Annotated in this window: 21 protein-coding genes; 6 read left to right on the forward strand and 15 right to left on the reverse strand. The window is 54.8% G+C overall.

Annotation, left to right across the window (positions count from 1 at the left end):
- Positions 1-124 precede the first annotated feature (124 nt).
- From VQ830_RS02710 to VQ830_RS02720, 3 genes are read right to left on the reverse strand one after another with little or no spacing between them, the layout of a single operon-like run.
- The gene (locus VQ830_RS02710; protein WP_337266503.1) at positions 125-2467 is read right to left on the reverse strand and encodes an LPS-assembly protein LptD; all 2343 of its coding nucleotides are present in this window, start codon (positions 2465-2467) and stop codon (positions 125-127) included.
- A complete protein-coding gene (lptG, locus tag VQ830_RS02715; protein ID WP_337266504.1) occupies positions 2468-3553 on the reverse strand; it encodes an LPS export ABC transporter permease LptG in 1086 nt (361 codons plus the stop codon).
- A complete protein-coding gene (locus VQ830_RS02720; RefSeq protein ID WP_337266505.1) occupies positions 3550-4728 on the reverse strand; it encodes an LptF/LptG family permease in 1179 nt (392 codons plus the stop codon). Before VQ830_RS02720 ends, lptG begins: the two co-directional genes overlap by 4 nt.
- Positions 4729-5007: 279 nt before the next feature.
- Here VQ830_RS02720 and VQ830_RS02725 point away from each other — a divergent pair, with 279 nt between their 5' ends.
- A complete protein-coding gene (locus tag VQ830_RS02725) occupies positions 5008-6501 on the forward strand; it encodes a leucyl aminopeptidase (protein ID WP_337266506.1) in 1494 nt (497 codons plus the stop codon).
- Positions 6498-6947, forward strand: coding sequence for a DNA polymerase III subunit chi (locus VQ830_RS02730; RefSeq protein ID WP_337266507.1), 450 nt, complete (start codon positions 6498-6500; stop codon positions 6945-6947). Before VQ830_RS02725 ends, VQ830_RS02730 begins: the two co-directional genes overlap by 4 nt.
- Positions 6948-7043: 96 nt before the next feature.
- Here VQ830_RS02730 and VQ830_RS02735 read toward each other — a convergent pair whose 3' ends face one another.
- The 3 genes from VQ830_RS02735 to abc-f form a co-directional block, all read right to left on the reverse strand.
- Positions 7044-7970, reverse strand: a complete 927-nt coding sequence (locus VQ830_RS02735; RefSeq protein WP_337266508.1) for a Gfo/Idh/MocA family protein — start codon at positions 7968-7970, stop codon at positions 7044-7046.
- 118 nt (positions 7971-8088) lie between these two features.
- The gene (locus VQ830_RS02740) at positions 8089-8901 is read right to left on the reverse strand and encodes a polysaccharide deacetylase family protein (RefSeq protein ID WP_337266509.1); all 813 of its coding nucleotides are present in this window, start codon (positions 8899-8901) and stop codon (positions 8089-8091) included.
- A 130-nt stretch (positions 8902-9031) separates the two neighbouring features.
- Entirely contained in the window at positions 9032-10915 is a 1884-nt protein-coding gene (gene abc-f / locus VQ830_RS02745; RefSeq protein ID WP_337266510.1) for a ribosomal protection-like ABC-F family protein, read from the reverse strand.
- A gap of 159 nt (positions 10916-11074) precedes the next feature.
- On the opposite strand from abc-f, the gene VQ830_RS02750 reads away from it, so the two are divergent.
- Together VQ830_RS02750 and ndk are read left to right on the forward strand one after the other, a co-directional pair.
- Complete coding sequence (locus tag VQ830_RS02750; RefSeq protein WP_337266511.1) at positions 11075-11764, forward strand: glutathione S-transferase family protein; 690 nt, start codon at positions 11075-11077, stop codon at positions 11762-11764.
- Positions 11765-11846: 82 nt separating this feature from the next.
- Positions 11847-12269, forward strand: coding sequence for a nucleoside-diphosphate kinase (gene ndk, locus VQ830_RS02755; RefSeq protein ID WP_337266512.1), 423 nt, complete (start codon positions 11847-11849; stop codon positions 12267-12269).
- Positions 12270-12340: 71 nt separating this feature from the next.
- Here ndk and VQ830_RS02760 read toward each other — a convergent pair whose 3' ends face one another.
- Positions 12341-12844 carry a hypothetical protein gene (locus VQ830_RS02760; protein ID WP_337266513.1) on the reverse strand — a complete coding sequence of 168 codons (504 nt, stop codon included), beginning with the start codon at positions 12842-12844 and terminating at the stop codon, positions 12341-12343.
- Complete coding sequence (locus VQ830_RS02765) at positions 12841-13386, reverse strand: CGNR zinc finger domain-containing protein (protein ID WP_337266514.1); 546 nt, start codon at positions 13384-13386, stop codon at positions 12841-12843. Before VQ830_RS02765 ends, VQ830_RS02760 begins: the two co-directional genes overlap by 4 nt.
- Before the next feature lie 59 nt (positions 13387-13445).
- Here VQ830_RS02765 and VQ830_RS02770 point away from each other — a divergent pair, with 59 nt between their 5' ends.
- The gene (locus tag VQ830_RS02770) at positions 13446-14342 is read left to right on the forward strand and encodes a branched-chain amino acid ABC transporter permease (protein WP_337266515.1); all 897 of its coding nucleotides are present in this window, start codon (positions 13446-13448) and stop codon (positions 14340-14342) included.
- A gap of 40 nt (positions 14343-14382) precedes the next feature.
- Here the strand turns inward: VQ830_RS02770 and VQ830_RS02775 are convergent, their stop codons facing one another.
- The 5 genes from VQ830_RS02775 to VQ830_RS02795 form a co-directional block, all read right to left on the reverse strand.
- Entirely contained in the window at positions 14383-14850 is a 468-nt protein-coding gene (locus VQ830_RS02775; RefSeq protein ID WP_337266516.1) for a molybdenum cofactor biosynthesis protein MoaE, read from the reverse strand.
- Between the two features lie 92 nt (positions 14851-14942).
- Positions 14943-15197, reverse strand: a complete 255-nt coding sequence (moaD, locus tag VQ830_RS02780) for a molybdopterin converting factor subunit 1 (protein WP_337266517.1) — start codon at positions 15195-15197, stop codon at positions 14943-14945.
- Positions 15194-15784, reverse strand: a complete 591-nt coding sequence (pgsA, locus tag VQ830_RS02785) for a CDP-diacylglycerol--glycerol-3-phosphate 3-phosphatidyltransferase (RefSeq protein WP_337266518.1) — start codon at positions 15782-15784, stop codon at positions 15194-15196. The genes moaD and pgsA overlap by 4 nt, the downstream gene beginning before the upstream one ends.
- Before the next feature lie 109 nt (positions 15785-15893).
- Positions 15894-17930 (reverse strand): excinuclease ABC subunit UvrC, encoded by a 2037-nt coding sequence (uvrC, locus tag VQ830_RS02790; protein ID WP_337266519.1) that lies wholly within the window; start codon positions 17928-17930, stop codon positions 15894-15896.
- Positions 17927-18694: an SDR family oxidoreductase gene (locus tag VQ830_RS02795; protein WP_337266520.1), complete on the reverse strand. Its 768-nt coding sequence runs from the start codon at positions 18692-18694 to the stop codon at positions 17927-17929. The genes uvrC and VQ830_RS02795 overlap by 4 nt, the downstream gene beginning before the upstream one ends.
- A 358-nt stretch (positions 18695-19052) precedes the next feature.
- On the opposite strand from VQ830_RS02795, the gene VQ830_RS02800 reads away from it, so the two are divergent.
- A complete protein-coding gene (locus tag VQ830_RS02800) occupies positions 19053-19682 on the forward strand; it encodes an outer membrane protein (RefSeq protein ID WP_337266521.1) in 630 nt (209 codons plus the stop codon).
- Between the two features lie 183 nt (positions 19683-19865).
- Here VQ830_RS02800 and VQ830_RS02805 read toward each other — a convergent pair whose 3' ends face one another.
- Together VQ830_RS02805 and VQ830_RS02810 are read right to left on the reverse strand one after the other, a co-directional pair.
- On the reverse strand, positions 19866-20462 hold the full coding sequence (locus VQ830_RS02805; RefSeq protein WP_337266522.1) for a glutathione S-transferase: 597 nt from the start codon (positions 20460-20462) through the stop codon (positions 19866-19868).
- Positions 20463-20510: 48 nt separating this feature from the next.
- Positions 20511-21383, reverse strand: a complete 873-nt coding sequence (locus VQ830_RS02810; protein WP_337266523.1) for a 23S rRNA (adenine(2030)-N(6))-methyltransferase RlmJ — start codon at positions 21381-21383, stop codon at positions 20511-20513.
- Positions 21384-21435 lie beyond the last annotated feature (52 nt).

Raw genomic sequence — 21435 nt, forward strand, 5'->3', positions numbered from 1 at the left:
ACAAGCCTTTGCCGCCCCAAATTTCGTCGGCCCAGCTATGCCCCACATATTGATCTGCGGCAACCTCCTGAAACAGGCGTAAGGCGAAAGAAAGGCTTACGCTTTTCTTTCGCCTGCTAAACTATCAATTATTGTAGATATTCTTCTGGCCGTCGTCGGAATAGCCGACCCTGACATCGCCCAAAGTCCGGAAGGTCAGCTTTGCGCCAACACTCCAGTTACTTGCCGCCTGATTGCTTTCATCACGACGATCGACATACGCGATCGTGAAGATGGTGCACTCATCTTCATATGAGATCCCCAACGACTTCTTGCTGATAACGTCGTTGTTCAGATCCCAGGCAATCCCGCCAAAAATCGACCAGTAGTCCTTGAACTTCACCGTGCCCTTGGCCTGAAGCTCGTCGCCACTTTCGTTGTAGCCATAGGCAGGCTGCGGAGCGAGATGCGTGTAGAGCAACTGGCTCTGGAAATAATCCGTTTCGAAGCCCGCCGTCAGGTCGCTGCGGTTGAGCGAGAAATCTTTGTGATCGAGCCGGTAGGAGGCGGCAAACGAAAACCCGTTTGGCGTTTCGATACCAGCCATCCCGACGTAATCGGACACATCTGACTCAAGACCCGATACACCGCTTGGACCAGCCAAATCAGCGGCCGCAAACGGATTCTGTCCGGCTATGCGGTACGATTGGCCAAACAGACCATGCAGCTTGTAGCCATTATCGAAGGTGCCGGTGTATTGAATACCGACATTGGCGCGCGTGCCGCCTTCGATACGGTCGTATCCGGAGAACTTATCGCGCTCGAACAGGTTCGTCGCGTCGAAAACGAAACTCTGTGCGTCTTCGTTGGGCAACCGACCCGACAATGTCTCGTTCGGCCTCACATAAATCTGGGCAATAGGCTCGAACAGATGAGTGCTGTTGTCAGTCGTCGCGAGGATCGGATACCGTGCTTCTAGACCAGCGGTTACCATGCCGCGTGTGGCAAAGTCATCATTGTCCAGATTGCCGGTATAACCAACCGGAGTGTCCATGTTCACAGACAGTGCATCGCCGCGTGCCGCTAAGAGAGGCGTCAGCAGGACGCCTGCAGGCGTAATAAAGGTCCGCTTCCATTCAACTTCGGTTGAAAGTCGCGCATAATCACCTTCAAGTCCCGGATAGCGGGCGACACCGAACGTATCGTCTTGCTGACGCCGGGACAGGTTGGTGAAATTGACATCGGCAGAAAGCTCGCCGCCATAGACCGGTTGTGGCGCGACATAATGATAGTCGAGGACCGGATAGACGATCGCCTGCTGCTTTTCCAGCGAACTGGACGGATCTGAGTCCTGAATGTCGAAGTAGAACGCCCGAAGATCGAAGTAATTCCTGTCACCAAGGCCAGTCAGGTATGTCTGGTTGATGTGAACACGATCACTCAGTTCCTCGAGATTATAGGTTCTAGAGAAGTTGTTATCCGACTGAGCCATGACGTCCCAGCCGAACGTCCAGCGCGGATTGATCTTGAAGTCCCCCTTCGAGGACACCATTCCACGAAAATCTTCGCGCGCGTCACTGGTGCCAGCCACAAAATCTTGAGGGTTAGCCTGGTCGATACCGGCCATTCGCAGTATGTGGGTACCGTTTTCGAACCTTTGTCTGAACTCGCCTTGCAGCAAGAAGCCTTGGTTCGTGTAGCCGGTGCCCGTTACTGTCGCATCCATGCTAGGCGAAATGACATAGTAATACGGGATCGATGCACCGAAGCCGAGGCGCTGCGACGTGCTGAAGCTCGGAAACAGAAAGCCCGACTTGCGCTTGACCGTGTTATCGGGAACTTCGATCCAAGGAATATAGGCGATCGGCTGTCCCAAAAGCTCGAAGCGAGCCTTCTCCAGTCGAATTGTATGCGTTTCGCCATTTTCAACAACGCGTTCGGCCTTGACCTGCCAGAACGGCGCGCGCTGCGGATTCTCCGAGCAGGGAAGGCACGCTGTGTAGACGCCCTTGTTCAGGATCATCTGGGTGCTGTTAACGCGTTCGCCGCTTTCCGCGACGATACGGGTATTGTCAGTGGTTTCAATTCGAAGCGAATTGACGAAACCGTTGGCAAAATCGTTCGTGATGTCGAGCTTGTCCGCATAGATGCGGTTGCCGTCAGGCGCAATAAGCTCGATGTTTCCATAGGCCATCATACGCTGCGTCTGTTGATTATACTCAACCCGCTGCGCGACCATATGATAGCCGCCGTAATTGATTTGAACGCCACCAACGGCAGATACCGTTTGGTTATCTTTGTTGTAAACGAGTTCGTTTGCAGCGAGTTGCATGCGCGAATCGTCACTGACTCTCGGCTGCAGTTTCGCAGGCACAGGAACTTGCTGTGCGCTCGCGTAAGTTGTGCTTCCGGCATAGCCAAGCAGAGCCGTACCCGCTAACAGGGCAACGGACAATTTACCAATAATAACGCGGTTGCCTGCCGCCACTTAGCCGTCCTCCTGATGAAGCAAGATGGTGGCGCCCAATGCCAAAGCGACGATCACGGGAATCCATGTCGCAACAAATGGTGGAACGACCCCACTGCTCCCAAATGCCTTCACAAGCACAGTGACCACATAAAGCACGAAGCCTGAAACTATGCCACCCAGAATCACGGAGCGAGACTGGTTGAACCGGCTAAATTTCAGAGTCACTGTTGCAGCTATGAGTGTCATGGCGATCAAGAGCAGAGGTTGCGAGAGCAGGAAGTTGAACTGCGTCTCCAATGCCTTGGTCGGCACGCCAAAAGATTTCGCGACTGCGATGCGGTGCGAAAGTTCAAAAAAAGCAATGGTTTCCGGGTTAGTCAGCCGTTGCTTTAGGAAATCTTGTTTCAAATCGGTGCTGACCCGCACTTCCGGCGCGCGATGCGCAACTTCACCGGGGCGGCGCTCGATTACATCTTTAAGAAGCCAGTAACCATCTTCCAATTTTGCCGTGGATGCATCCTGTCTCAAAATGATGCGCCCGTCCGAATCAAAATGAATGAAGACTGCCTTCACGAATAAGGTGCCGTTATCGACGATTTTGTCGGCACCAATGATGATGTCGTTTCCATCGCTGATCTGGCGTATCCATGGCAACTGCGGTGTACCGCGTGACGATGAACCGCCCCGCCAGTCCGCCTCGAAAAACTCGGCCTTCTTTTGTCCCCACGCGGCGAGCGGATTGAGGACCGCCATTACACCAATGCCGAGAAAAAACGCGCCGGCGATGAAGGGTGAGATGAATTGCCATACGGAAATGCCGGCGGCTCGAGTAACAACGAGCTCGTATCGCCGGTTGAGGCCTATCAGGACGGTCATTCCGACGAAAAGTGCAATGAAGGGAACTGTCTGCTGAAGGATGAGGGGCAGGCGAACAGCAGTCAACAAAAGCGCGCCCGGAATCGTATAGCCGGGCAGGCCCGACATGCGCGCTGCCGTTTCGCTGAAGTCGACGAGATAGACGATGCCGATCACGCCCAGGAAGAACCAACCCGTCGTAATCAAATACCGTTTGAAGAAGTAACGTCCGAGCGTGCCGAAGATCATACGCTGCCTCCACTTTGGCCGTTAGCGCCGCGATTAAAGCGCCGCTGCAGCCCTCGCCAAAACGTAGCAATCTTGTCGCTCGCCTTGTCGGTAAAGGACAGCCGTGTATGCAAGTTCATGAAGGTCAGTGAAATCGCCGATGCCGCAATAGGGATAGCGTAGAGGATACCGATAAAGGCCGGTTTGCCGTCGATCTGGTTCCCGGCATAGAACATGGCCCAGCGAAGGCCGAAAGCAAAAATGAGCGAGGCGATCATCGGATGCAAACGCGCTTCGCGATGTGACCGCGCATCTCCCGAAACAGCAAGCGAGATCAGAGCAAAGACAAGAGGAAGCGCCCAGTCTGTGAGACGGCGATGCAACTCCGCCCGGTAACTTCCTGGTTTGGCTATGACATCTTTGTCGTCGGGGTCAGGACGCAACAGAAATGCCAAGTTGCGATCGCTTGCGCGCAGCGTCGCCGTACCCCGGTTCTGCGTAAGGTCCGACAGATCGAATGAATAGGAATCGAATTTGATGACGGAGACGTTGCCGTCGACTGTTTTGCGGTGAACCTCGCCATCATGCATGATGAGCGATGTTCCGGCAGCATCGACGGCTCCCTCGCGCGCGTAGTAGATAAGCTCGAACTGAGGATCGCGTTCATCGACGACAAATAGACCCTTCAGTATCCGGCCGGAAAGGCGTTCGGAGATCTGAACATAGAGGTTATCGTCGATGCGCCTGAAATTCTTCTCTTCAATCACTGTCGAGAGAAGATCCGCGTAGGCAGCGGCAATCATCTGCCTCGCGCCTGTTTTGGCCACGGGCTCGATAAAGTTGTCAGTCACAAAAGAAAAGGCGCTGATGACCGATGCGAGGATGAGGATTGGCCGAAAGAGAATGCTCCTCGGCGCGCCCGCAGCATCGATGACTGTCAGCTCCGAATCATTGTTCATCGTCGTCAGTGTTTGCGTGATGCCGATGACCAGAGCAAAGGGAAGAACGACGGGAATGATTGAAGGCAGGATGAGGGTCGCGAGCTTGGCAAAGGAGCCGATCGACTGACCACTATCTGTTACTAGGTTGATACGCTGAAGCACCTGGGTGGTCCAGATGATGGCCAGCACGGGCAGCAGCGCCACGAAGAACATCTGTCCTACGCGCCTGACGATATATGTCTCGAGTAGTCTCATGCCTGCCTTTGAACGCCCATAAGCATCGCCCTCATGTGCAACGCGAAAATCCTCTACGCTGTTTGGCTGGCATTTGCGATATTTCCTTGGTGAAATTTATGGGTTCTTCAATTTTTTTTGTCATGTGTGACCATTCTGTGAACAGCGCCCTGATGGGCCTCACATCCAGGCCGTACGTCACTTATCGCCGTTTTGAACACGGCGTGACTTGTACTTGCCGCTCAAACGCTGGATGAATGCGCTGAAGGATTTTCATCAATTCCTGAGCATGGAGACGTTATGCCCCGCAAACTCAATATAGCCTTTGTGACCTCTGCCAGCGCTGCAACGTCGGTTGCCATTTTGCTCAAAACCGTAGAAGCGGATTTGGCGTCCGGCGCTTTCGTTGTCGATCCAGCCAGTGTCATAGCAAGGGCTGGAGGAATTGCACGGTTCAAGGGTAAGGCCCTTTCGGCGCTTGATATTATCGCACCTCAAGGATCCGAAGCAGAACGAATCTTCGTTCTTGGCCTTGGCAAGCAGGCAGAGGTGACGCCGCATGACTGGTTGAAGGTGGGCGGCTTGGCCATGTCGAAAATCAAGTCCGCGACAAAAGCTACCGTGTTTCTCGATGTGCCCGGTTTGGAGCTATCGGCTGCGGCCGCTGCCGACTTTGCGCTTGGCATGTTGCTGCGAAGCTATGCATTCGACACCTACAAGACGAAAAAGAATGAAGACGAGGACAAGGCGGCTGATGAGGTCGTTGACATCCAAGTCGTGACGTCTGTTGCACAAGAGGCGAAGGCTGCCTTCTCCGATCGTCAAGCGGTCGCAGATGGTGTCGTGCTTGCACGCAACCTCGTCAACGAACCACCGAATGTGCTGGGACCGATTGAGTTTGCTGAAAAGGCGCAGGATCTGTCAAAGCTTGGAATGTTGGTTGAAATTCTCACCGAGAAGGAAATGGCAGACCTTGGCATGGGAGCGCTTCTCGGCGTCGCCCAAGGTTCGGTTCGACCGCCGCGCCTTGCAATCATGCAGTGGAATGGAGGCGCAAAAGATGAAAAGCCGCTCGCCTTTATCGGCAAGGGTGTGGTTTTCGACACTGGTGGTATTTCCATCAAGCCGGCCGCGGGCATGGAGGACATGAAGGGCGATATGGGCGGCGCGGCCGCCGTCATCGGCTTGATGCATGTTCTGGCAGCGCGCAAGGCAAAGGTGAACGCCGTGGGCATCATCGGTCTTGTCGAGAATATGCCGGACGGTAATGCGCAGCGGCCAGGCGACATCGTGCGCTCCATGTCCGGTCAGACGATTGAGATTATCAACACCGATGCCGAAGGTCGGCTCGTCCTTTGCGATGCCCTTTGGTATTGCAATGATCGCTTTGCGCCCAGGCTGATGATTGATCTTGCGACGCTGACGGGCGCGATCATGGTGGCGCTTGGAAGTCTACATGCCGGCCTGTTTTCCAACGATGACGAACTAGCAGCGCATTTGCTTTCGGCCGGTAGCGCCACAAATGAAAAGCTTTGGCGCATGCCGCTGAGCAGTGATTACGACAAGATGATCGACAGCAAGTTTGCCGATATGAAAAATACCGGAGGGCGATACGGTGGATCGATTACTGCCGCGCAGTTTCTGAAGCGCTTCGTAAAGGAAACGCCTTGGGCGCATTTGGACATCGCAGGTACGGCGATGGGCGCGCCGAATGACGAAATCAATCAATCCTGGGGTTCGGGCTTCGGCGTACGTCTCCTGGACGCCTTTGTTCGCGATAACTACGAGCGATGACAGAGATCCTTTTCTATCATCTGACCGAAAGTCGCGTCGAGGATGCGCTCCCGCCGCTCCTCGATAAGTCTGTGGCGCGCGGCTGGCGCGTCGCGGTACAAGTTAAGGAAACGGCGCGCCGCGATCTCCTCGATGCACATCTTTGGACATTCCGTGACGATAGCTTCCTGCCGCATGGGACGGATGAGGATGAATTGGCAGAGCACCAGCCTATTCTGATTACGGCCTCGTCCTCAAACCCGAACAAGGCCACGGTGCGGTTTGTTGTCGACGGAGCTGAGCCGCCGCCGCTGTCTGATTACGAGCGAATCGTCTTCATATTCGACGGCTACGATCAGGATCAGCTCGAAAAGGCCAGAATGCACTGGAAGAGCTTTAAGGCCGAAGGGCATTCGTTGACCTATTGGCAGCAAAGCCAGCACGGTCGATGGGAGCGCAAGGCCTGACGGCAAAACGCCTGCCAGCAAGCGCAGGCAGGCGTTTGTTTCGTATCGTTTTAAGACTTTTCACGACGCAACAGAATTGCGCCGTGCTATAAAACATCAGTCGATGAAGGCTTCGACAAACTTGCGGCGTCCCAGCATGAACGCGTCTGCAACATGGCGCAGAGGTGCAATGTCGACATCGGATTGGCCGGCGCGAACGATTTCGGCAAAACGCTTGTAGAGCGAGGGATATTCTGCTTCCGGCGCTTCAAAGGTAAGCTTGCCGTTGATCGAAAGCTTGGAGCCGCCTTCGGCAAGTTCCATGTTGCCCGCAGCGGTTTCGGCTATGATGTCCCAGCTTTGCTTTCCCGTCTGACGCCAGTCGAATTCGGCGTGAACAGGAACACCTTCGGCGTTTTTGAAATGCAGGTCGGCAGCAATTGGAGCGTCGCGATTTTCAGGAAACTCCAGCGTCGCACTCGTCAGGAAAATGGCCTTTGGGAGAATGTGAGTGATGATAGACAGCGCGTTGATGCCCGGGTCGAACACACCGAGGCCACCGGCTTGCCAGATCCAGTCTTGGTTCGGATGCCAGTGTCGAACGTCTTCCTTCCAGATTACATGAACGTTCTTGATCGTTGTCGAAGCGAGAAACTCTTTCGCAGCTTCCACGGCGGCAGCATAGCGTGAGTGCCAGCTGGCAAACAGGGATACGCCCTTTTCCTTGGCAAGCTTTTCAAGATCGGCGACTTCGCTGAGGGTTGCACCCGGTGGCTTTTCTAGGAAAACATGCTTGCCAGCGGAAAGCGCCTTGTAAGCGGCATCATAACGATATTGTGGCGGCATGCATAATGAGACAGCGTCGATCTCCGGCATGGCGGCCAGCATCTCGTCGATAGCTGTAAAGCTGCGAACGCCCTCAACCGTGCCGTGGCGGCTCGCAGTTGCCACAAGTTCGAAATCGCTGTTGGCGGCGATGGAAGGTAGGTGTTGATCGCGGACGATTTTGCCCACGCCCACGATGGCGAGTTTAATAGCTGGCATTGGAGGTTCCGTTCGGTGCTTCGCTCAAAAGTATGATTATTATGCTCGTTTTAGCAGAATGTCGTAAGCGGGCAAGTACACGAGCGACGGCGCCGATGTTCATCCTGTGCAAGATGCGTCACGAGGCGGCGATTTCCGAGGTTGGTCTCTTTTTGAACTTCAGCGTCACAACCTTGTATCCCTCTGATTCCAGCTTTGTCAGAAAGGTCGGTAAGAAGCCCGCAGTGCGCAAGTGAATATCATGCATCAAGACAATGCCCCGACCCTTTTTGCGAACCACGTCCATGGTGCGCTTCATGACGGCTGACGGTGACACGCGATAGTAATCCTTGCTGTCGATATCGACATCCATCACGATCATATCTCGCATTGTGACAGCAGCGCGCAGCTTCCGGCTGTCGGCGAGATACGGGAATCGAAAGAAATTGACGTCAGCGCCCGTTGCTTTAGTCACGGCCGCCTGACCTCGAACAACCTCGGCTAAAGCCGCATCGAAATTGAGTGCGGCCAGATTGGCGTGCTTAAAGGTGTGGCTGCCAATGGTGTTGCCGTCTCGCGCCACTTCCTTGGCAAGATCTGGATGCAGCGCTGCCATTTCCCCTACCATCATGAAGGCGCCCTTGACGCCGAATTCGTTCAGCGTAGCGAGAACCTTCTCGGTTCTTCCGGGAATAGGGCCATCGTCGAAGCTTAGGATCAGTTCCTTCTCTGCAAGTTTGATGTCGGCGATGGACGAAACCACAAGCGTTCTTCCCACAAGATGGTGTGACCGAGCTGGGTTCAAGCCGCCAGGTGCAGGCGCGTTCGCTTGTGATACGCCTTGGATCGCTCCCGTCTTAATAGAGCGGTCAGGTTCGGGATGTTTCACAGATTGGCATCCAGCAAGAAGAAGCGAAAGCAAAAAGCCGGAAAAAAGGGGAAGGCGGCGCATCGGGAGGGCTCAACAAATCAGTGTGAAAGGTTGAGCCAACCTTTCGAATTATGGTTAACGATCCGTTGATGCTGTGGTGCGAACCGTTAATTTCGTACAAATCACCAGTGCTATTTCACAGCAGGTGTGGCTATCCGGCCATGGCCTCTTCATATTCGCTTGAAAGCAACAGCCACTCTTCTTCTGCCGCAGTCAGTTTTGACTGCGCTTCTCCGCGTTGCTTGGCAATCTCTGCAGCTTTTGCCGGTGCTTTTTCATAGAGGAGCGGATCTGCAAGTTGTGCATCAAGCGTCTGAATCAGTTTCTCCAGCCGCGCAGTCAAGGCCTCGATTTCATTGATCTTTTTCTTGATCGGCGCAAGGGCCGTACGCTTTTCTGCATTGGCCTTGCGCAGCTCTGCCTTGGAGTTGGTGTCTTCGCTCTTGGGCGTGCTCTCGTCTTTCTTCTTTCCGGAAGAGACGATCAGTTCGCGATAATCTTCGATATCGCCGTCAAAGCTTGTGACGGTTCCATCTTTGACCAACCAGAGTCGGTCGACGGTTGCTTCGATCAGATGCCGATCGTGTGAAATGAGGATAACGGCGCCTTCATAATCGTTAAGAGCCTCGATCAAGGCGCGCCGGCTGTCGATGTCCAGATGGTTTGTCGGCTCGTCGAGGATGAGCAGGTTAGGGGCGTGAAATGCCGCCAGTCCCATGAGAAGACGCGCCTTTTCACCACCCGACAAATCCTTTGCGGCAGTCGACATCTTGTCGGTTCCCAGACCCATTTGCGCAACGCGCGAGCGCACTTGAGCCTCTGGTGCCTCGGTCATCAGCCGTCGGACATGATCGACCGGAGACTGCGATGGAATGAGGTCGTCCAATTGATGCTGCGCAAAGAAACCTATCTTCAGGCTGGGCGCAGTTTTGAGATTGCCGCTTTCAGGCGCAAGTCGGCCGGATATGAATTTCGCAAAGGTTGATTTGCCGTTACCATTTGAACCGAGAAGGGCAATCCGATCATCGTTGTCGATGCGCAGGTTCAACTGCCTCAGAATTGGTTTGCCTGGCGTATATCCGACGACGCCTTGTTCGACGGCAACGATGGGCGAGGCGGGCTGCTTTTCAGGCTTTGGAAACGTGATCGGCTGCACATGGTCTTCGACCACCGCCGAGACAGTCCCCATCCTCTCGAGTGCCTTGATGCGGCTTTGGGCCTGTCTTGCCTTGGAAGCCTTTGCTTTGAATCGATCGATAAAACTTTGCAGATGCTTTCGCGCGGCGTCGTTCTTCGCTTTCGCCTTCATCTGCAACTCATCGGCCTCGGCCTTCTGCCGTTCGAACTGATCGTAGCCACCACGATAAAAGGTGAGTTTCCGTTGATCGAGGTGAACGATCGCGTTGACGGCGTTGTTCAGGAGGTCTCGATCATGGCTGATGATGATGACGGTGTGCGGATAGCGGCGCACATAATCTTCAAGCCACAAAGTGCCTTCGAGGTCGAGATAGTTGGTTGGCTCATCGAGAAGAAGAAGATCGGGCTCGGCAAAAAGGACGGCTGCAAGCGCGACACGCATGCGCCACCCGCCGGAGAAGGACGACGCAGGCCGATGCTGTGCTGCTTCGTCAAACCCCAACCCAGCCAAAATGGCAGCGGCACGCGCTTCCGCAGAATGTGCATCGATGTCGACCAGCCGCATCTGGATTTCCGCGATCCGGTTTGGGTCCGTTGCCGTTTGCGCCTCTTTGAGGAGCGCCGAGCGTTCTTTGTCAGCAGACAGAACGATTTCGATCAGGGGCTGTTCGGTCCCGGGTGCCTCCTGTGCAACCTGACCAATTCTTGCTTGGCGCGGTAAGGTGATTGCCCCTGTTTCGGAAGCCAATTCACCCGTAATGATCCGAAACAGCGTCGACTTGCCTGCACCGTTGCGTCCGACAAGTCCGGCTTTTGTCCCGGCAGGCAAGAACACGCTCGCATTTTCGAGCAGCAGGCGTCCGGCGATGCGGGCGGAAATATCGGAAATCGTAATCATGGCGGCGTTTTTGGCGGAAACCGATGGACAAGGCAAGTGCCGCCACTGCTTTGCCGTATGTCCCCCGGAAAGTTTCGAAAAACCTGATAGGTTGATCACAAATCATCATTTGATTGCCGGTCCGCTTAGCTCTCTATTATGGCTATCAAAGGAGATCGTATGACGCGGACACTTTATTCTTTATGTGGCGCAAGCCGGGCCCGCTTGTTTTCCCCGCATTGCTGGAAGGTCGTCATGGCGCTGGCGCATAAGGGCCTTGATTTTGAGGAGGTCGCCTTGACCTTCACGGAAATTCCTGAGGTCGGGAAAGGCGCTTCCGCGACCGTGCCCTTTCTTAAGGATGGCGAAACCATCGTGTCGGATAGCTTTGCCATCGCCAGGTACCTTGACGAGATCTATCCCGACCGGCCGTCCCTCTTCAAAGGCGAGGGCGGGATTGCGCTTTCGCGCATGGTCGAGGGCTGGTCGCAAACGCAGCTCCATCCGGCCATCGCTCGCATCGCGCTTCTCGACATTCACGATATTCTAGATGAGCAGAACAAGGCCTACTTCCGCGCGAGCCGTGAAAAGTCCTTCGGCAAGCCGCTCGAGAGCGTCGTTGCAGACCGCGCGGCGGAAGAGGCTGCCTTTCCAGGAAGGCTCCAGCCTTTACGGCACATGTTGAAGTTCCAGAATTTTATCGGTGGAGATACCCCCCTTTTTGCGGACTATATCGTCTTTGGTGCTCTACAGTGGCTGAGGGTCACAAGCAGTCTCGAGTTCATGGCCAAAGATGATCCGGTCATGATCTGGTTTGATCGTTGCCTTGATCTGCATGATTGCCGAGGACGAGCCGTCAGCCTATCGTGAAATTCCCGTGACCCCCTTGTTTTCAGGCGTTCGGGCGGGTAAAGACCGCCCACTTTTGCTCTAAAACAAGGGATACTCACCCATGGCGATTGAACGCACTTTCTCGATGATCAAGCCGGACGCCACAAAGCGCAACCTGACGGGCGCCATCACCAAGATGCTCGAAGATGCCGGCCTTAAAGTCGTCGCTTCCAAGCGTGTATGGATGAGCAAGCGCGAAGCTGAAGGCTTCTACGCCGTTCACAAAGAGCGTCCTTTCTTTGGCGAGCTCGTTGAAACCATGACGTCTGGGCCGACCATTGTTCAGGTTTTGGAAGGCGAGAACGCGATCTTGAAGAACCGCGAGATCATGGGCGCGACCAATCCGGCACAGGCTGCTGAAGGCACGATCCGCAAGACGCACGCTCTGTCGATCGGTGAAAACTCTGTTCACGGTTCGGACGCGCCGGAAACGGCTGCTCAGGAAATCAAGTACTGGTTCTCCGACACCGAAATCGTCGGCTAACAGACATACAGCATCAGAAGATCGAGCCGGGGCTTTTGCTCCGGCTTTCTTTTTTGGATTTTCCATCGTTTTCACGATGCCGGACAGATATCCTTGCCATAGTCCGTCGTGCCGTCCGCTTTGAAGACATCGGGATTTCGGTCATACAACGGTCCTGCAATCAGTGGCTTGGCTGGTAATACTTTCTGCTGATCGACATCAGATACGACCTTGGTCGATAGCTCTTGCAAAACCTCGCCGGTCTGCATCAAGAGTCGGATTTTGACCGTGTAGGGGCGATCCTTTCGAATGCAATGCATCGGAGGGCTCTGGAGAACGATCTTATCGTTCCCTGGAAAAATCCTGTCTTGAAAGGTGACTGGGGCCCCGCCCATTGGATTTTCGAAGTCCGCTGCAACATCGGCCCCGTCGGGGATCGGTCCGGTCTTACGCAGTGTTACAAGATAGGTTGCGGTGGCCACGCGGTAGTTGAACACGAACAGATGGCCGCTGACCTCGACCATCTTCTCGGCGGGTCGCTGACAACCCGCGAGAAAAGCCAGACCTGCCATGATCAGGATCCCGAAAGGCTTCATGTCTCGTCCTCGCGATTACGACGATAATGGCGGCTGGCCTTGACGCGATTTCCGCAAACCGACATGTCGCACCATGTCCGGCTTTTGTTTTTGCTGCGATCTAGAAAAAGCCAGCCGCAATTCCCGCAAATTTTGATCCGTTCCGGTTCGTCGGTCGCCAAAAGCCGAAGTGTCGAGTGGACCGTCGCTCGGTCGAGAGAAGAGGCAGAGGCGTGTCGCAACACGACCGCTGAGGCTTCCAGCAGTTCGGATAGCTTCTGATCACAAGGCTCTGCGCTGGCTAGGCTGCGGAAATAGTCGTCGACGGCTTCGCGAAGCCGCAAGAATGCAGCCTTTCGACCGGCGGGCACAATCCCGATTCGGCCCAATCGCTCCTTCTCCGCGCAAAGCTCTGCGGCTGCCTGCGCGAAGTTCGCGAAGTTATCTTCGTCCTCGAATCGATCGATCCGTCGCTGAGGGTCGTGACGAAGCACGACGCTGTTGGCCACATCAAAGGCCAAGGCGCCGCCAGAAAAGCGATGTTGGTTCCAGGTGAAAGTCATCTAGATTATTATAACTGGTAAAATCAGTTTTGATAGTTAAAATGCTGGAGGAGGATACAATGCCCTATTTTCTTCAGCAGCTCGCGAATTCGTTGCCAGCGGCATCGTTGTACGCCGCTTTGGCGTTCGGCTATGCGCTGATATTTGGCATCACCCGCCGCGCCGATATCAGCTACGGCGCTCTTTATGCCTTTTCGGGCCAGGTTTTGCTGCTGTTTGCAAATTTCGCGTATAACGGCCTGTGGTTGGTCATGCCGGCGGCTCTTGCCTGCGGTTGTATTGCTGCACTGCTTTACGGAGCAGGCACCGCTTTGGTGAATGCCCGCCACGTCATGCGGCCGTTGTTCTCCCAGGCGGCCAACGGCGTACTCGTTGCCGCGTTGGGGATTGCTATCTTCTTGATGGAGATGGTGCGGCTCGCGGCCGATAGCCATTTGCTCTGGCTCCCGCCGCTTCTGGACACACAGATAGTCTTCTTTTCGGCAAATGACTTCCATGTCGTGCTCACTCAGATGCAACTCATCGAGACTGTCGGTTTTTGGGCCCTGGTCTGGATCGGCGCTGTTGCCCTAAAATACACAATCCTGGGCCGTGTGTGGCGGGCTGTGGCCGATGATCCCGATGCAGCCGCGCTCTGCGGGATCAATGCCGGGCGTGTTTTTGTGATCACTTACAGTCTTGCTGGCCTGATCGCTGCCTCTTGCGGCGTGCTCGCAACGCTTTATTACGGGACCATGGATTTTGGTGCCGGTCTCTTCTTCAGCCTTAAAATCCTGATGGTAGCGGCCGTCGGTGGCTATTCAAACCCTATGCGCTCCGCAATGGGGGCTGCTCTTCTCGGTGTGACCGAGACACTATGGGCGGCCTACGCCTCCTATCTCTGGCGCGACGCTGCAATATTTTCACTACTTGTTCTTCTGCTTGTCCTTAGCCGCAGAGAACGACTAAACCCTTAGGCATTGGACTGCCTGGACGCCAAAGCAGACGAAATCCCGTCTAGGGTTGTTGCCAGCGCCTCAATGCTGCATCATCGACGTCCTTTGCGCTGACCCACGCACCAGGACCGTCCGCGGCAGCATGTTCTTTCTTCCAGAAGGGAGCCTTCGTCTTCAGGAAATCCATGACGAAATTTGCTCCATCAAAAGCAGCCTGGCGGTGGGACGCTGCCGAAAGAACAAGAACGATATTGTCGCTCACTGCGATCGTTCCTGTCCGATGGATGATTGTGAGCCCGAGCAGGTCGAACCGCTCGGCTGCAAGATCGGCAATCTTCTTCAGCTCTGCTTCTGCCATGCCGGGATAGTGCTCAAGCTCAAGCGCCGTCAGACGTCCACCTTCATCGCGGCAGATGCCCGTAAAGCTCACGATCGCTCCGATGCTGCTTGTTGCTACGCGTATCCGTTCCATCTCGCCGGAAAGATCGAAGTCTTCAGTCTGAACGCGGATCGTTGCGGAGATGGACACGAACTTTTCTCTCACTCTCAACCAAATGACGGGAGGCGGTTCAAGGGTATAACATCGCCCCTTCGCACGCTTTATGATGGTAGTAGCGCATCTTAGCCACCGGTCATGGGCGGGAAAATGCCGATCTCTTTGGCCCTGCCGATCGCCTCGTGACGCTCTGCATGTTCTTGATCGAGAGCAACGCGAATGACGTCAGGGTAAAGGAGCGCTGCTTCGTATTCTTCACCTCGCGTTTTCAAGAAACCGAGCAAGTCTCCCACGGTCACCACCGTTTCAGGTAGCTCGATATCTTCCTCATGTTTCCCGATCCGCTCACGAACCCAGGAAAAATAGACGAGCCGGGTCATTCGTCATCCTCTACGATATGCTTCAGTCCTGCGCGGAAGTAGTCATAGCCGGTATAGATCGTCAAAATGGCGGCGACCCAAAGCAGCAGGATCCCAAGTTGGGTTGTGTAGGGCATGATTTCGTCGCCGGCGGGACCGGCAAGAAGAAACGCGATTGCGACCAACTGCACCGTGGTTTTCCATTTTGCGATGCGGGTAACAGGAACGCTCACCTTCAGTGCGGCCAGATATTCCCGCAGGCCAGATACCAAGATTTCTCGGCAAAGAATGGTGATCGCAGCCCATATCGACCAGCCTGCGATCGTCTGATCGGCCGCAACCAGAAGCAGGATCGAAGCGACCAAGAGCTTGTCTGCAATCGGATCGAGCATGCGCCCAATATTCGACGTTTGGTTCCAGATACGGGCGAGATAGCCGTCCAGAAAATCCGTGAGCGAGGCAATGACAAAGATCCAGAAGGCAACCCAGCGCGCCGTGTTGCTGATGGCAAGCTTACCTTCGATGAAGAAACAGATGACGATCGCCGGCACCGCCAATATGCGGCCATAGGTCAGTAAGTTCGGAATATTGTAAGCACGCGATGCCATGAAATCTTCTCTGAATTGATGCCGCTTTAATTGACGATTTCGAACCGAAACCGTCAACATGCTTTCCATTTTTCTGCTTCGTTTGCGTAGAATTTGCGACTGTTATCGCTTATTTCGCGGCATCCTCATGAAAATGATTGTAAACCTGCCGCGCGACCGCTTCAGAAATGCCTTCGACAGCCATCAAATCGGATAGTGCCGCACGCGAAACAGCCTTTGCGGTGCCGAAATGCTGAAGCAGGGCACGCTTTCGTGAGGGGCCGATGCCGCCGATTTCGTCCAGTGGATTCTTGATCATTTCTTTCTTGCGTCGTGCCCGGTGCGAGCCAATCGCAAATCGATGCGCTTCGTCCCGCAAGCGTTGAACAAAATAGAGAACGGGGTCGCGCGGCGGCAGCGAAAAGTCGCTTCGATGATCCATGAAGAATCGTTCGCGCCCCGCTTCGCGGTCAGCCCCTTTCGCAATGCCGATCGCCGTCACCACGTCGCGAATCCCAAGATCGTCCAAAATGGCGCGCACCGCCGTCATCTGTCCCTGACCGCCGTCGATCAGGATGACGTCCGGCCATGCAGGGAAGGGCAGGTCGCCCGCCTCGGCTATAGATGGGCGGGTTGATCGATCCGGGATACCCTCTTCTTTGATGAGACGGTTAAAGCGACGCGTCATCACCTCGCGCATCATCCCGAAGTCGTCGCCCGGCGTAATCTCCGTCGATTTGATGTTGAACTTGCGATATTGGTTCTTCATCAGGCCATCGGGACCCGCAACGACCATGCCGCCAACCGCATTCGTGCCCATGATATGCGAGTTGTCGTAAACCTCGATGCGCTGCGGCGTGAATGATAATCCGAAGGTTTCGCGAAAACCCTCTAGCAGTCTTGCTTGAGAGGCTGTTTCGGAAAGTTTGCGACCATGGGCCTCGCGCGCATTGGCGACAACGTGATCGACGAGATCGCGTTTCTCGCCCCGCTGGGGCACCAAAATGGCAACCTTGTGACCCGCTTTCTCGCCCAAAGCAGCCGATAGCAGGGCCATTTCCTCCACGGGCTCGGAAAGCAGAATTTGTCGTGGAACGGGCTTGTCGTCATAGAACTGCGCGAGAAAAGCGTTGAGGACTTCGGCGCCACTCAATTGCGGATCTGCCTTGGGAAAGTAGGCGCGGTTGCCCCAATTCTGTCCTGTGCGGAAAAAGAAGACCTGGATACAGGATACGCCACCCTCATGATGAATGGCAAAGACATCCGCTTCATCCACGCCGGCAGGATTGATCCCCTGATGGCTTTGCACATGCGAGAGTGCCGCAAGCCGGTCGCGATAGATTGCGGCGCGCTCGAAGTCGAGTTCCTCTGAGGCAAGGTTCATCGCCGTTGCGATATCGGCTTTCACCTTTTGGCTCTTGCCGGACAGGAAATCCTTCGCCTCGTTCACGAGCCGCGCATAATCGGCATCAGAGATTTCATGCGTGCAGGGTCCAGAGCATCGCTTGATCTGATAAAGAAGGCAGGGGCGGGTGCGCGTTTCGAAGACGCTGTCGGTGCATGTCCGAATCAAAAAGGCACGTTGCAGCGAATTGATGGTGCGACCGACTGCGCCCGCTGAGGCGAAGGGACCGAAATAATCGCCTTTGCGCGCCCGCGCGCCCCGATGCTTAAAGATCGCAGGTGCCCTATGGTCGCCGGTGATCATGATATAGGGAAATGACTTATCGTCACGCAGCAGAACATTGTAGCGAGGGCGCAACCGTTTGATCAGGTTCGCCTCGAGAAGCAAAGCCTCCGTCTCGGTCCGAGTCGTCACGAATTCCATATGCGTGGTCAAGCGCACCATCTGCGCCAGACGGTTCGAGTGGACCCTGCCCAAGGCATAGCTCGACACCCGCTTTTTGAGATTGCGCGCCTTGCCGACATATAGAACATCGCCGGCTGCGTTAAGCATGCGATAGACACCCGGCGTATTGGGAAGGCGCTTGACGAATTCTCCAATTAGGTCTGCACCGACAAGGTCCGTCGCCTCAAGCCCGCCCTCGTTCCAGTCGACGGGTGTTGTCGGCGTTTGGCCTGCTTCTGCTTCGACGATGATATCCTCTTCATCGTCTTCCATATCGTCATAAACGACGCCGCCTTCCGGCAGCTTCTTTGCATTCATTCCCGAATCTCCGCCACGTCCGGCGTCTGCCAGGCGAGGTGCTGCCCTCCATCAAGGGCGATCATTTGTCCAGTAATGGAAGGCGTTTCATAAAGAAAACGGATCGCTCGCCCGAATTCCTCCAATCTTGGTCCCGCCTTCATAATAAGCCCGTCGACCTGCGCCTTGAAGTCCTCTTCGGATTGTCTCTCGCTACGAATTGTTGGGCCTGGGCCAATGGCGTTCACTCTAATCCTCGGCGCAAAGCTTTGCGCCATGGTTTGAGTGGCAGTCCATAGTGCAGCCTTCGACAATGTATAGGAATAGAAAAACGGCGTCAGCGACCAGACACGTTGATCGACGATATTGACGATCATGCCCTTTGCATCTTCCGGCAGCATTCGGGCGAATTTTGCCGAAAGGATGGAGGGAGCCCGCACATGAATCGAAAAGTGACGATCAAAAGCTTGGGCATCGAATGTGTCTGCGGAGTCGTTCTCGAAAACCGAGGCATTGTTGACCAGCAGGTCCACCGGCCCGAGAGCATCGGCAGCAGCTTCCAAAAGATTTTCAGCTTCCGCTTGATCAGAAAGATTGGCTCTGAGCGCAATTGCCGATTTCCCTTGTTGCCGCAATGCGGCCGCAATCTGCTCAGCCTCATCGAGCGAGCCATTGGCATGTATGGCGACGGAAAAGCCGTCTTTAGCTAGATCTTCAATTATAGCCCGACCGACGCGCTTCGCCGATCCTGTTACCAATGCAGTTCGAAAAGATGATTTGCCCAAGACGGTGCCTTCTATCGCCGATGTTCATTTTTGTTCTATATATGTAGCCGGAGACACTAGACAAATATCAAGGCGAACAACCGCGGCCTTCAGTATTATTTGAATTATACGTTTAATATAAATCGTATAAAACATGTATTCTTATGTTAATACATAATTAGGGTTAATATATTCCCTGTTGCGGTCAAACAACATCTAAAATCTGCCGCCGACAAGCCACAATATTTTCATATTTTGGCTCTTCCAAATCCGCAATTTGGGTCCAACTTCCCTCTCGATCCGCGAGGAACATCGAGAATTTCTCGTGAATGCTTCAAATGTACACAGTGAGCGTCACGAGACTGAAAGGAGCACTTTAATGCGTACACTCATCACCAGCCTCTTGGCATCTGCGGTTATCTTTGCTGGCGTTTCTGCCGCAAATGCAGCCGATGCGATCGATCAAGTTCCTGAAGCGCCTGTCGCCAACGATCCGGTAAAGCCAGCTGGTAGCTGGGAAGGCTTTTACCTGGGCGGTGCTGCGACCTATAACATTGGCGGCGACCAGAAGTATAACATGCATGCGATGGGCGGCCAGCTCTACAGCGGCTACAACTGGCAGAGCGGTCAGATCGTTTACGGCGTGGAAGGCGACATTGGCTATTCCGGCAATGACGGCGCTGCAAACGGCGGCACGCTGAAGAACGGCATCAATGGTTCGTTGCGCGGTCGCGTCGGTTACGACCTAAACCCGTTCCTGCTTTATGGCACGGCTGGTGTTGCTGTCGCCAACAACAAGTTCTCGAACGCTGCTGGCTCTGACGAGCGCGGCGCGTTTGGCTACACGGTCGGTGCCGGTGCGGAAGCCATGGTAACCAACAACATCACGGCGCGTATCGAATATCGCTATACGGATTACCAGAACAAGGACTACGACGTCGGCGGCGCAACGTTCTCGCGCGGCTATGACGAGCACAGCGTCAAAGTCGGTCTCGGCGTAAAGTTCTAATATCCGTCTAGCTTGAATAGCAATATTTGAGCGATCGGGTATGGACAGTAGAATTTGTTGCAGTAAGGCGCGCTCTAGCTGGGTGCGCCTTACTGCATTACAAGCAGGCTTTGTCCGCCGTCAGCAGCAGAGCGTAAACAGCCGCCGACGTCGTGGGTACACCGGGTAAAAAAGAGATGTTCTTCAGGCTTGCGGCTTGAGCTCTGCAAAGGCAGGGAAATGTTTCTCGAACTTCCGCAGCCAAGCGATCAATGCTTCATGCTCCGCCTCCCACTGGCCTTCAAAACGAAGGTTGAGGTATCCCAACGTTGCCGCAAGGGCAAAGTGGCCGCCATGAAGTTTGCGTCCCAGCTTAGGTGGTTCGGCATTCAAGTGGTCGAGCGCCTGCACCACCTTTTTCCATTGCCGATCGATCCAGGGCTGGTGAACTTTTTCTTCATCCCGGAAGCGTCTTTCGTAGACGATGGCGAGCAAGCAGTCGCTGATCCCATCCGCTAGTGCCTCCAGAACCTCGGCTTCGGTCCGCTTGGATTTCTTGGACGGGTAAAGTTTCTTGCCCTTCAATCGGTCGAAATAATGCATGATGGCCGCGCTGTCGAAGACCGCGACGCCATCATCCGTTATTAACGTCGGGATCTTGCCAAGAGGGTTGTTGTCGACGAGAAGGGTCGGCCCCGCATTCGTGTCTACGCGCACATCCATGACATCGAGGGCAAGGTGGCGGGCGGCCATGCGAACTTTGCTGGAGTAGGGGGAAGCAGGCGCACAAAGGATCTTCATAACGGCTATCTTTCGTTTCGAATGAAATTCTTCAGCTAGTTTTCTGGCCTATTCGTTCTTACCGCTGCTTTTGCCTTCGCCCTTCAGCCAGAAAGCACGCTGCGATCCAAACCGGTCCTGCGCCAACACTTCTCGAAGAACTGGTAGAAGAACGTGCAGTTCTTCCTTCAGCGTGAAGGGCGGATTGACAATGATAAGGCCCGAACCGATCAATCCTGCCTCTCCGCGATCGCTTTTGATGATCAGTTCGGCACAAAGCATCTTTGGAATATCGAGAGCTTGCAGCGCTTCATAAAATTCATTGAGCGGAGCAGACTTCTTGATCGGATACCAAAGGCAATACGTGCCGCCAGAGAACCGCCGATAGGCTTTCGACACGCCGTCGGCCATCCTCTCGTACTCTCCAGCCTCCTCAAAGGGTGGGTCGACTAGGACGAGGCCGCGCCGCTCCTTGGGCGGCAAATGCGCGCCTAGCGCCAGCCAACCATCCAAGTGCGTAACACGCACGTGGTGGTCGCCTTCGAACAAACGCGCCAGGCGCGCATGATCCTCAGGATGAAGTTCCATGGCCGATAGGCGATCTTGCGGACGCATAAGCTGGCGTGTGAGCTTGGGAGAGCCAGGATAAAAGCGCATGCCGCCACCAGGATTAAGAGCCTGTACGGCTGTCAGGTAAGGCTGCAACAGGGCCTGCGCCTCCGCTGGAATCTCGGCGGCAAGCAGCTTGCCGATACCCTCGCGCCATTCGCCGGTCTTTTGCGCTTCTTCTGACGAGAGGTCATATAGACCAATCCCCGCATGAGTGTCGAGAACGCGAAAGGCGGCGTCCTTCTTCTGCATATAGCTGATCAAGCGCGCCATCACGGCGTGCTTCAGGACATCGGCAAAATTGCCCGCGTGGTAGATGTGCCGGTAATTCATGAAAAGCCGATCCCTATTTAGCTTTTCCGGAGGCTTCCGGAGAGCTTGTCTC

This window comes from Oryzifoliimicrobium ureilyticum (genome assembly GCF_037199735.1).
Classification (GTDB): Bacteria; Pseudomonadota; Alphaproteobacteria; order Rhizobiales; family Rhizobiaceae; genus Rhizobium; species Rhizobium ureilyticus.

Excerpts from the sequence above, each read along its gene's own strand:
- VQ830_RS02725 (WP_337266506.1), top strand. The coding sequence starts at position 5,008 with ATGCCCCGCAAACTCAATATAGCCTTTGTGACCTCTGCCAGCGCTGCA.
- VQ830_RS02735 (WP_337266508.1), bottom strand. The coding sequence starts at position 7,970 with ATGCCAGCTATTAAACTCGCCATCGTGGGCGTGGGCAAAATCGTCCGC.
- VQ830_RS02800 (WP_337266521.1), top strand. The coding sequence starts at position 19,053 with ATGCGTACACTCATCACCAGCCTCTTGGCATCTGCGGTTATCTTTGCT.
- VQ830_RS02740 (WP_337266509.1), bottom strand. The coding sequence starts at position 8,901 with ATGCGCCGCCTTCCCCTTTTTTCCGGCTTTTTGCTTTCGCTTCTTCTT.
- VQ830_RS02805 (WP_337266522.1), bottom strand. The coding sequence starts at position 20,462 with ATGAAGATCCTTTGTGCGCCTGCTTCCCCCTACTCCAGCAAAGTTCGC.
- VQ830_RS02720 (WP_337266505.1), bottom strand. The coding sequence starts at position 4,728 with ATGAGACTACTCGAGACATATATCGTCAGGCGCGTAGGACAGATGTTC.
- ndk (WP_337266512.1), top strand. The coding sequence starts at position 11,847 with ATGGCGATTGAACGCACTTTCTCGATGATCAAGCCGGACGCCACAAAG.
- VQ830_RS02810 (WP_337266523.1), bottom strand. The coding sequence starts at position 21,383 with ATGAATTACCGGCACATCTACCACGCGGGCAATTTTGCCGATGTCCTG.
- VQ830_RS02770 (WP_337266515.1), top strand. The coding sequence starts at position 13,446 with ATGCCCTATTTTCTTCAGCAGCTCGCGAATTCGTTGCCAGCGGCATCG.
- lptG (WP_337266504.1), bottom strand. The coding sequence starts at position 3,553 with ATGATCTTCGGCACGCTCGGACGTTACTTCTTCAAACGGTATTTGATT.
- uvrC (WP_337266519.1), bottom strand. The coding sequence starts at position 17,930 with ATGAATGCAAAGAAGCTGCCGGAAGGCGGCGTCGTTTATGACGATATG.
- abc-f (WP_337266510.1), bottom strand. The coding sequence starts at position 10,915 with ATGATTACGATTTCCGATATTTCCGCCCGCATCGCCGGACGCCTGCTG.
- moaD (WP_337266517.1), bottom strand. The coding sequence starts at position 15,197 with ATGACCCGGCTCGTCTATTTTTCCTGGGTTCGTGAGCGGATCGGGAAA.
- pgsA (WP_337266518.1), bottom strand. The coding sequence starts at position 15,784 with ATGGCATCGCGTGCTTACAATATTCCGAACTTACTGACCTATGGCCGC.
- VQ830_RS02760 (WP_337266513.1), bottom strand. The coding sequence starts at position 12,844 with ATGAAGCCTTTCGGGATCCTGATCATGGCAGGTCTGGCTTTTCTCGCG.
- VQ830_RS02765 (WP_337266514.1), bottom strand. The coding sequence starts at position 13,386 with ATGACTTTCACCTGGAACCAACATCGCTTTTCTGGCGGCGCCTTGGCC.
- VQ830_RS02750 (WP_337266511.1), top strand. The coding sequence starts at position 11,075 with ATGACGCGGACACTTTATTCTTTATGTGGCGCAAGCCGGGCCCGCTTG.
- VQ830_RS02730 (WP_337266507.1), top strand. The coding sequence starts at position 6,498 with ATGACAGAGATCCTTTTCTATCATCTGACCGAAAGTCGCGTCGAGGAT.